At 64.9% G+C, this 5,858-nt stretch carries 7 protein-coding genes; 5 read left to right on the plus strand and 2 right to left on the minus strand.

All coding sequences use genetic code 11. The features are described 5' to 3' along the window. Positions 1–930: DUF5930 domain-containing protein (locus AUP43_RS05890; RefSeq protein ID WP_157089257.1), on the minus strand; the 930-nt coding region annotated here is incomplete at its 3' end. A gap of 441 nt (positions 931–1,371) precedes the next feature. Continuing rightward, on the minus strand, positions 1,372–1,671 hold the full coding sequence (locus tag AUP43_RS05895) for a hypothetical protein (RefSeq protein ID WP_067553747.1): 300 nt from the start codon (positions 1,669–1,671) through the stop codon (positions 1,372–1,374). A 183-nt stretch (positions 1,672–1,854) separates the two neighbouring features. Here AUP43_RS05895 and AUP43_RS05900 point away from each other — a divergent pair, with 183 nt between their 5' ends. The 5 genes from AUP43_RS05900 (at position 1,855) to AUP43_RS05920 (ending at position 5,819) form a co-directional block, all read left to right on the plus strand. Next, positions 1,855–2,526 carry a gamma-glutamylcyclotransferase gene (locus AUP43_RS05900; RefSeq protein ID WP_067553749.1) on the plus strand — a complete coding sequence of 224 codons (672 nt, stop codon included), beginning with the start codon at positions 1,855–1,857 and terminating at the stop codon, positions 2,524–2,526. 74 nt (positions 2,527–2,600) lie between these two features. Continuing rightward, complete coding sequence (locus tag AUP43_RS05905) at positions 2,601–3,230, plus strand: pyridoxamine 5'-phosphate oxidase family protein (protein ID WP_067553751.1); 630 nt, start codon at positions 2,601–2,603, stop codon at positions 3,228–3,230. 1 nt (position 3,231) lies between these two features. Continuing rightward, positions 3,232–4,164, plus strand: a complete 933-nt coding sequence (locus AUP43_RS05910) for a fatty acid desaturase (protein WP_067553753.1) — start codon at positions 3,232–3,234, stop codon at positions 4,162–4,164. 164 nt (positions 4,165–4,328) lie between these two features. Next, positions 4,329–5,342, plus strand: a complete 1,014-nt coding sequence (locus AUP43_RS05915; protein ID WP_067553755.1) for an alpha/beta fold hydrolase — start codon at positions 4,329–4,331, stop codon at positions 5,340–5,342. Between the two features lie 33 nt (positions 5,343–5,375). Continuing rightward, a complete protein-coding gene (locus AUP43_RS05920; protein WP_067553757.1) occupies positions 5,376–5,819 on the plus strand; it encodes a DMT family transporter in 444 nt (147 codons plus the stop codon). The last annotated feature ends 39 nt before the right edge of the window (positions 5,820–5,858 follow it).

Genomic DNA, 5,858 nt, shown 5'->3' on the forward strand with positions numbered 1-5,858 from the left:
CGGCGGCGGCGGCGGCGGCGGGCCGGGCAGCAGATCGAACACCGGCACCCCGGTCTTGGCGATCAGATCCTCGGCGAAGGCGATGCGCTCGGCGGTGCGGTCGGCGAAATTGCGCAGCGCCTCGTGATGCTGCTGCTGCATCGCCACGACCTGGCCTTCCAGCGAGGTGATGGTGGCGGCCAGCTTGTCCTTCTCGCCCAGAATCTCGGAACGGTCGGTCATCGCCTTCTGCAGATCCTGGCGCATCGACACCATTTCCTTTTCCAGCCCGTCGCCGCGGCTATGGGCCGTGGCGAGGCGCTGGCGAAGATCCTGAATGACGGTGGCCTGCTGGCTGCGCGTCTGGTCGAGATTGGCCTTCGCCGTCTCGGCGTCGATCAGCTTGGTGCGCAGGCTGGCGATATGCTTTTCCAGCGACAGATTCTGCGTGTGGATGTTGCGCATCTCGTTTTCGAGCAGGCGCATCTGGTCGCGCATCGCGACACGGCCCTCGGCCACCTGCTGGCGCTCGCTCTCGGTCTGCTTCAGCTGGCTTTCGGTGCTGGAGAGATGCTGGCGCAGCGATTCATTCTGCTCGAACAGCTGGCGCAGGTAGGATTGCTTGTCGCGCAGATCGGTGGTGATGCTGACGATCGATTCGCGATAATCGGCCACCTGATCCAGCAGGTTGCGATAGGCGAGCTGCGAGCGCTCGACCGATTCGTCCTTCGTCAGCGCGATGCGCGACTGGTAAAGATAGGCGGCGGTGGTGAAGCTGGCATAGCCGATGACGCCGACAATGGCGGTGGCCATCATCATCTGCATGCGCTTCGAGAACACGAAGTAGCGTGTATGTCCCTCGGAACGAAGAATGATCTGGCGTTCGACGAAAACCCGCTCGAACAGGCCGGCAAACGGCCGCAGCAGCTTATGGCGCTTTTCTTCCTTCATCGCGCTGGCTAGACGCCCCTCCCCCATCTTCTCCGGCGAGCGGTTGGCTGGAACTACGCCCCTTCAGGGCGCATGTCCGTCTGCAGAAACCTACCGCCGCTATCGATCCGCCCCCCCGGGCGGGCGCTCCTCGCAAAATAAAAATCCTGGCGGCAATCGCTATCGCCGCGCCCGGACCGCGTCCCGATGGGTCGAGGCCGCAGCCTCGGCATGTCCATCAGGGGGCGGCCCCCAATCCGAATACGATCAACGGGTTATAGGCCTTTGCTATGCCCGCATAACGTAACCGCATTGCATTTTTCGCAGATCAACCTACAGAGAGCGCCAACGGTTCGCAACCTTAAAGCCGCCACAAACGCCCTATAGCCGCCGCCTTTCGGACGATTTGTCGCAGCGCATTGGTGGAGGATTGGTTAAGCAATCGACAAGCCGCTGAGCGGCCTATTTCTTTTCCTCCGGCTTCACGGCGGCGCCGCCGGCATCGCCCTCGATGATCTTGTTCAGCGTATCGGTCATCTCGACGCGGAACTCCTCGGTGATCACCAGGCCGTCGCGGATGAAGTCGCGGCCCTGGGTCAGGCTGCGCTGGCAGCAATCGACATAGGAATCGATCAGATCGGCGAAAGCGGCGAAACGCGGATTCATCGCGACATCGGCGCGCATCCGGAACACCGCCGCCACGCCGTTCATGCGCTGGAGCGAATAATTGAGTTCCTTGATGTCTTCGGCTGACAACGGCATGAATTTTATTCTCCGACCTTATCTGGTCCTGTCCCTGTCGGGGATGTTTTCCCCTTCCCAACGCCCCATCTGGGGGCAGGAGGGCGGTAAGTGACAAGTATTTTAACAGCATTGCGATCTTGACGCTTCCCCCGATGCCGTGGAAACGGAAAGATTAGCGCCAGCAGCGACGAAGAGGCATCCATGGGTCTGACGAGGGAGTCCATCCGCGACGGCATCATCGCCAAGATGCTGGCCGAGGGCCCGCCCGGTTTCCGGGCGTTGAGCGAAGCGGAGCTGGAGGCATCCCTGTCCGCCCTGGTGCCGGAAGATCATGCCGGCGACGTGCATTTGTTCGGTTACGGTTCCTTAATCTGGAACCCGGCGTTCCATTTTACGGAAAGCGCCGTGGGCACGGTGCATGGCCTGCACCGCCGATTCTGCCTGTGGACCACGCTGGGACGCGGCACGCCGGAACGCCCGGGGCTGACGCTGGGGCTGGATCGCGGCGGCTCCTGCCGTGGCGTCGTCTTCCGCATCGACGCCGCCCAGGCGCGCGAGGAGCTGCGCATCGTCTGGCGCCGCGAAATGGTCAGCGACGCCTATATTCCGCGCTGGGTAACGGTGCGCACCGCCGCCGGCGACGTGCGCGCCATCACCTTCGTCATCAACCGCGCGCATGAACGCTATGCCGGCCGACTGGACGACCGGCGCACCGCCCGCGTGATCGCCGAGGCCAGCGGCCGCATCGGCCCTTGCGCGGAATATCTGGAGAATACGGTGGCGCACTTGCACCAGCTTGCCATCGCCGACCGGCATCTGGAGGAGCTGCTGGCCCTGTGCCGCCAGGTTTGCCGGGAAAATTCCGGCGGCTGACCCGGCATACGGGATTCGTCAGCGCAAAAGGATGCTGTATACTCCCCTGACAAGCTGGACATAGGGGAAGCAGCATGCCGCTCGACGACAACACCGCCGCCGCAACGCCGGACCTGCAAGCGCTGTATGGCGACGCCACGCCGCTGGCGGTCGCCAAGGTGCTCGACCGGATCGACGCGAACAGCCGGCTGTTCATTTCGCACTCCCCGTTCCTGTGCATCTCCTCGGCCGATGCCGAGGGCAGGATGGATGTGAGCCCGCGCGGCGATCCGGCCGGCTTCGTGCAGGTGGTCGACGAGAAGACGCTGGCGATCCCCGACCGGCTGGGCAACAACCGCATCGACACGCTGCGCAACATCCGGGAGAATCCGGAGGTGGCGCTGGTGTTTTTCGTGCCGGGCGTGGGCGAGACGCTGCGGGTCAGCGGCCGCGCCATCATCAGCACCGACCCCGCCCTGCTGGAAAGCATGGCGATGAACGGCAAGACGCCGAAATCCGCCATCCTGGTCACGGTGCGCGAATGCTTCATCCATTGCGCCAAGGCGCTGAAGCGCTCCAGCCTGTGGGACCCGGCGAGCCAGGTGCCGAAGGGCACCATCCCGTCGCTGGCCCGGATGATCAAGGACCAGATCGACGCCATGGGCGAGACCGTGGAAGCGGTCGAGGAGCGCACCGAGAAGGCGTATATCGAGAGGCTCTATTGAGATGACGGACGCATCGGCCTCGATGGAAAGCAACCGGCTGATCGCCCCGGCGGAATTGAAGGCGCTGAGCGTCCGGTCCGACGCCAGGGGCTTCGCGCAATTCGCCATCCATCTGGGGCTGATCGGCCTGTCCAGCTATGCCATCTGGCGCAGCCAGGGCACGCTCTGGCTGCTGCCGGCCATGCTGGTGCAGGGCCTGTTCCTGGTCTCGCTGTTCGCCACCATCCACGAGACGGTGCACTACACCGCCTTCAAGAGCCGCCGGGCGAACGACATTGTCGGCTGGCTGGCGGCCCTGCCCTCGCTGCTGAATTCGACCTTCTACAAGCATTTCCACCACGCCCATCACCGCCACACCCAGGATCCGGCGCGCGACCCGGAGCTGACCCCGCCGCCGCCGCGCAGCCGGGGCGCGTTCTGGTGGCGCATCAGCGCCATTCCCTACTGGATCAACCGCAGCCGCTCGCTGGGCCGGCTGGCGATCGGCAATTTCAAGGCCGCCGGCTTCGTGCCGGAGAAGGCGAAGGCCGAGGTGGTGACCTCGGTGCGGCTGATGCTGGCCGCCTATGCGGCGATCCTTGGCTCCGCCATCGCCTTGGGCAGCGCCTGGCCGGTCTTCTACTGGATCATCCCGGCGGTGCTGGGCCAGCCTTTCCTGCGCGCCTATCTGCTGACCGAACATACCGGCTGCAGCGAGGATGCGAACGGCCTGACCAACACCCGCACCACGCTGGCCTCCTGGCCGGTCCGGCTGCTGATGTGGAACATGCCGTATCACGCGGAGCACCATCTCTACCCGTCGATCCCGTTCCACGCCCTGCCCGCCGCGCACGACAAGTTGCGCGACCGGCTGGTGCACGTGGCCCCCGGCTACGCCCCCACCCTGCGCAGCATTCATGCCGATCTGGGGGCCGCGCCGGGACGGGCGGCTTAACGCCTGCCGTCGGTGCGCCACCCCCACCCCATCCCTCCCCCGTCCAGGGGGAGGGTGTCGCTCATTCCTCCTCTGGTATTCCCTCCCTCCTTGCGGGGGAGGGTTAGGGTGGGGGGTACGGCACCGTCATCCACGACGGCAATAACTCGATCAGGACACCGCCCATGACCGACGCCCGCACCTATGAATGCCCGAATTTCGTCCTGCAATGCGGCATCACCCTGCCGGCGGCCAGGCTGGTCTATAAGACCTACGGCACGCTGGCGGAAGACAAGTCGAACGTCATCCTGTACCCGACCTCCTATAGCGCCCAGCACACGGATATCGAGTGGCTGATCGGCGCGGACCGCATCCTCGACCCGACGCGCTATTTCATCATCATCCCGAACATGATGACGAACGGGCTGTCGACCTCGCCGTCAAACACGCCCTATCCGCTGAATCAGGGGCGGTTCCCGGCCATCACCATCTACGACAATGTCATGCTGCAGCGCCGGTTCCTGACGGAGGTGTTCGGTATCGGGCGGCTGGCGATGGTCTATGGCTGGTCGATGGGCGGCCAGCAGGCCTATCACTGGGGTGCCTTGTTCCCGGACGATGTGGACCGGCTGCTGATCACCTGCTCCTCGGCGCGCACCTCGGAGCATAACAAGATCTTCCTCGACAGCATCCGCGCGGCCCTGACCGCCGATCCCGCCTGGCGCGACGGCTGGTTCCACGAACAGCCGGTGAAGGGCATCCGCGCCATGGGCCGCATCTATGCCGGCTGGGCGATCTCGCAGACCTTCTACCGCCAGCAGCTCTACAAGAGCCTCGGCTACGCGACGCTGGAGGATTTCCTGGTCCGCTTCTGGGAATGGACCTATGCGCGGCGCGACGCCAACGACCTCTATGCCCAGCTCGGCACCTGGTTCAACTCCGACATCAGCGCCAACGACCTCTACAAAGGCGATCTAGCGAAGGCACTGTCCGCCATCAAGGCCAAGGTGCTGCTGATGCCGGGCGAGACCGATCTGTATTTCCGCCCCGAGGATAACGCGCTGGAACTGCCGCACCTGAAACAGAGCGAGCTGCGGCCCATCCCCTCGATCTGGGGCCACCGGGCCGGCAACCCGTCGCAGAATCCGGAAGACGAGCGGTTCCTGGCGCAGGGCGTGCGCGACCTTCTCGCCGGCTAGCGGCGGTCCCGATCTCGGGCTATATCTGCCGCCATGACCTGGCTCTATCTCTTCCACGCGCTGGTGGCCGGCATGCTGGTGCCGGTGCAGACCGGCCTCAACGCCATGCTGGCGCGCCATGTCGGCGGGCCGGCAATGTCGGCGCTGATCTCCTTCCTGGTCGGCACGGTGGTGCTGGTCGCCTATCTCGTGGCGCTGCGCACGCCCGTGCCGGCCTGGAGCGCGCTGAGCGCTGCCCCTCTCTGGCTCTATCTCGGCGGCGTGGTGGGGGCGTTCTTCGTCACCTCCGCCACCCTGCTGGCCCCGAAGCTGGGCGCTGCGACCCTGCTGGCGCTGATCATCGCCGGCCAGATGATCGCCTCCGTGATCATCGACCATTACGGAATGCTGGGTTTTGCCCAGCATTCCGTCACCCACTGGAAACTCCTCGGCGTCGCCCTGCTGATCGCCGGCGTGGTGTTGATCCGGTATTATTGACCGGAACGCTTGCCGCCTTGTCCTTCGAGACGCCGCTTC

This window comes from Oceanibaculum pacificum (genome assembly GCF_001618175.1).
Lineage (GTDB): Bacteria > Pseudomonadota > Alphaproteobacteria > Oceanibaculales > Oceanibaculaceae > Oceanibaculum > Oceanibaculum pacificum.